Origin of the sequence: Streptomyces katrae, assembly GCF_000966975.1 — a bacterium.
Classification (GTDB): Bacteria; Actinomycetota; Actinomycetes; order Streptomycetales; family Streptomycetaceae; genus Streptomyces; species Streptomyces katrae.
On sequence record NZ_JZWV01000342.1, the window covers coordinates 1 to 3,636 of the forward strand.

Genomic DNA, 3,636 nt, shown 5'->3' on the forward strand with positions numbered 1-3,636 from the left:
ACCGTCACCACCCACGACCTCCCGCCCACCGCCGCCAAACTGGCCGGCGCCCACGTCGAACTCCGCGACCGGCTGGGCCTGCTGACCCGTCCCGTGGAGGAGGAGCGGGCCGAGGACGCCGCCGACACCGCGCGGTGGCTGCGCGTGCTGGACGGGCTGGGACTGGAGGCCAAGGACGAGGAGGGCGCCGTACGGGCCCTGTACGCCTTCCTGCTGCGCACGCCCGCCCGGCTGGTCGGCGTATGGCTGCCCGACGCGGTGGGGGACCGGCGGCCGCAGAACCTGCCGGGCACCTGGGACCAGTACCCCAACTGGCGGCTGCCGCTGGCCGACGAGGCGGGCAGGCCGCTGACGCTGGAGGCCCTGACGGCCTCGCCGCGGGCGAACGCCCTGCTGGGCGCTGTGCGGGAGGGCGCACGGACCCGTACGGCACCCCCGGGCGCGCGCCCGCTTTAGGTGTTCGCTACGTTTGCACCGTGGACAAGAAGAACGCTCTGCGCGCCGGCGCCGTCTCGGCCGGAACCGCGCTGATGATGCTGCTGATGACGTCTCCCGCCCTGGCGCTCACCCGCGACGACGGCGACGACCCGGGCAAGGGGCTGAGCATCGGCGAGACGCTCGGCCTGTACGTGGCCCTGCCGATCGTGATCTTCCTGGTCATCGCGGGTCTCGTGATGGTCGGCGACAAGTCGCGCAAGCAGCCGAACCAGGGCTGACCCGCCCCCGGGCGGTCCCATAACTCCAGCACTTCCGGGCGCCGGAGGTCCGTGGAGCCGGCGTGAGCCGGCCCCTTCGTGACCTCCGGCGCCCTGGCGTACCCGGGCGCCGACGCCGGCCCGGGGCCGTGCCCGTCCTCAGGGCATACCGGCGAGGAGCTTGCGCAGCAGCCCGCCGAGCTCCTCGACCTCCTCGGGGCTGAAGTCGGCGAGGCCGGCACGGTTCACCTCGATGCCGGCGGTGACCGCCTCGTCCACGAGGGCGAGGCCCCGGTCGGTGAGGGTGACCTGGAGCCCGCGCCGGTCGTGCGGATCGGGGCTGCGGGTCAGCAGCCCGGCCTTCTCCAGCTTGTCCAGGCGCCCGGTCATACCGCCCGTCGTGAGCATCAGGGTGGCCGACAGCTCGCGCGGCGAGAGCGTGTACGGGGTTCCGGATCGGCGCAGCGTGGCGATCACGTCGAACTCCCCGCGGGACACCCCATGGCGGTTGTAGGCCCGCTCCACCGCGTCTCCCATGGCCTTCGAGATCCGGTAGATCCGGCCGAAGACGGCCATCGGCGTGGTGTCCAGGTCGGGACGCACCGCGTACCACTGGTCGGTGATCGCGTCGACGGCGTCCTTGGCGATGTCCTTCTTCAGTGCGGTCATAGCCCCAAGTATCAGCTTCCGTTTACTCACCCACAAGGAAGTAGCTTGCCAAAAAGTAGCTTAGTGCTAAGCTACTTACCAGCGACCTACCCGGGGAGGCCGGGACGGGCCCCCGGGTAGGTCGCGGCCAAGATCTCCGCCCGCCGTACCCGTCACCTGCCCGAGGAGTGAGTGACCGTGAACCGAGTCACCACCATCGTCCTGACCGCACTCGCCCCCATCTCCTGGGGCTCGACCTACTTCGTCGCCAGTGAGCTGCTGCCGCCGGACCGGCCGCTCTTCACCGGCGCGATGCGGGCCCTGCCCGCCGGTCTCCTGCTGGTCGCCCTCTCCCGGGCCCTCCCCAAGGGCGCCTGGTGGTGGAAGTCCGCGGTCCTCGGCACCCTCAACATCGGCGCCTTCTTCCCGCTCCTCTTCCTCGCCGCCTACCGCCTCCCCGGCGGTGTCGCCGCCGTCCTGGGCTCCGCCGGCCCGCTGTTCGTCGTCGGACTGGCCGCCCTGCTGCTGGGGGAGAAGGCCAAGCTGCGCAACGTGCTCGCCGCGATAGTCGCCGCGCTCGGCGTCAGCATGGTGGTCCTCACCTCCCAGGCCCAGCTCGACCTCGTCGGCGTCATCGCCGGCATCGTCTCCTCGGCCTCCATGGGCGCCGGCACCGTGATGACCAAGCGCTGGGGACGCCCCGAGGGCGTCGGCCCGCTGGCCGTGACCGGCTGGCAGCTCACCGCGGGCGGACTGGTCATCATCCCGATCGCCGCCCTGATCGAGGGCGCCCCGCCGGCCCTCGACGGCAAGGCCTTCCTCGGCTACGGCTACATGATGCTGATCAACACCGGCGCCGCGTACTTCCTCTGGTTCCGCGGCATCGGCAAGCTCTCCGCCACCTCGGTCACCCTGCTCGGCCCGCTCTCCCCGCTCACCGCCGCCGTCATCGGCTGGGCCGCCCTCGGCCAGGCCCTGAGCCCCGTGCAGGTCCTGGGCATGGTGATCGCCTTCGGCGCCACGGTCTTCGGCCAGCTCCCGGGCCGCGCGGCGAAGCCGAAGGCCGCCGAGTCGCAGCAGGCCCCGCTCACCGAAACCCCGAAGATCAAGGTCGCCTGATCCGCCCCCCCCGAGACCACTACCCTCCCCCGGGTCCCCGGGAGGTCGTCCCCAGACCTCCCGGGGACCATTCATTTCTCCTGAAACAACCCATCGAAATCTTTCGATGGACCTGGACGGTCATGGGATGCGACGGTGATCCCACCACACACCGCACCACCCGAAGGGGAGACCACAAGTGGCCGTCACGGACCGCGCCCGGACCACAATGCGAGAGGACCGGCAGCAGACCACGAGCAGCACGGGCAAGAAGGGGGCCGTGGGACTCGGCGTACTCCTCGCCCTGCTGGCCACGGTCGTCTGGTCCGGCAGCTTCGTCGCCACCCGCGGCATGTCCGGGACCGTCCCCCCGGTCCAGGCGGTCTTCTGGCGCTGGTGCATAGCCGCCCTCGCGGTCACCCCCTTCGCCGCCCGCCAGGCCTGGCAGCAGCGGGCCCTGATCCGGAGGCACCTCGGCTACATCAGCCTCGCGACCCTCTTCGGCGTCACCCTCTACAACACCCTCGTCCACCAGGCAGGACTGACCACCTCCGCCTCCAACATGGGCACGATCATGGCCGCTTCGCCGGTCATCATGGCCCTCTACGCCCGCCTCGGCGGCGAACGGCTCGGCGCCCGGCGCGTCTTCGGCCTGCTGCTGGCGGCCGCCGGCGTCCTCCTCCTCGTCGGCAAGGGATCCCTGACCCTCGACTTCGGAGCCGGCGACCTGTGGATGTTCGCGGCCGCCTTCTCCTTCGCCACCTACAGCGCACTCCTCAAGCGCAAGCCCGCCGAGATCGGCGGACTCGCCTTCCTCCTCACCACCTTCGTCCTCGGCGCCCTGATGCTGGCCCCGGCGTACGCGATATCCCTCCACGTCCAGGGCGGCTTCGAGGCGACGCCCGCCACCGTCGGCCCGCTGCTCTACGTCGGCGTCTTCTCCTCCGCCGTGGCCTTCTTCGCCTGGAACAAGGCCGTCTCCCTGATCGGCGCGGCCCGCGCCGGCGTCGTCTACTACCTCCAGCCGGTGTGCGTCGCCGCCCTGGGCCTGCTCCTGCTGGGCGAGCGGACGGGCCCCACCCAGCTCCTCTGCATGGCCCTGATCCTGGCCGGCGTGGCCCTGGCCAGCGCGACCCGCCGGTAGTTTCGCCCCGTGACGGACTGGGACATCAAGAAACTCCGCATCCTCCGGACC

5 protein-coding genes are annotated in these 3,636 nt (G+C 71.4%); 4 read left to right on the forward strand and 1 reads right to left on the reverse strand.

Features of this window, described 5'->3' with window-relative positions:
• Positions 1-456 (forward strand): 4-alpha-glucanotransferase (locus VR44_RS13410; protein ID WP_045947698.1); only part of this gene is annotated, 456 nt, incomplete at its 5' end.
• Positions 457-476: 20 nt separating this feature from the next.
• The gene (locus VR44_RS13415) at positions 477-716 is read left to right on the forward strand and encodes a hypothetical protein (RefSeq protein ID WP_045947699.1); all 240 of its coding nucleotides are present in this window, start codon (positions 477-479) and stop codon (positions 714-716) included.
• 138 nt (positions 717-854) lie between these two features.
• On the opposite strand, the gene VR44_RS13420 is transcribed toward VR44_RS13415, so the two are convergent.
• Positions 855-1,364 (reverse strand): MarR family winged helix-turn-helix transcriptional regulator, encoded by a 510-nt coding sequence (locus VR44_RS13420; RefSeq protein WP_045947700.1) that lies wholly within the window; start codon positions 1,362-1,364, stop codon positions 855-857.
• Between the two features lie 177 nt (positions 1,365-1,541).
• On the opposite strand from VR44_RS13420, the gene VR44_RS13425 reads away from it, so the two are divergent.
• Positions 1,542-2,462, forward strand: coding sequence for an EamA family transporter (locus VR44_RS13425; protein ID WP_045947701.1), 921 nt, complete (start codon positions 1,542-1,544; stop codon positions 2,460-2,462).
• Between the two features lie 208 nt (positions 2,463-2,670).
• On the forward strand, positions 2,671-3,585 hold the full coding sequence (locus VR44_RS13430) for a DMT family transporter (RefSeq protein WP_045947702.1): 915 nt from the start codon (positions 2,671-2,673) through the stop codon (positions 3,583-3,585).
• Positions 3,586-3,636: the final 51 nt, after the last annotated feature.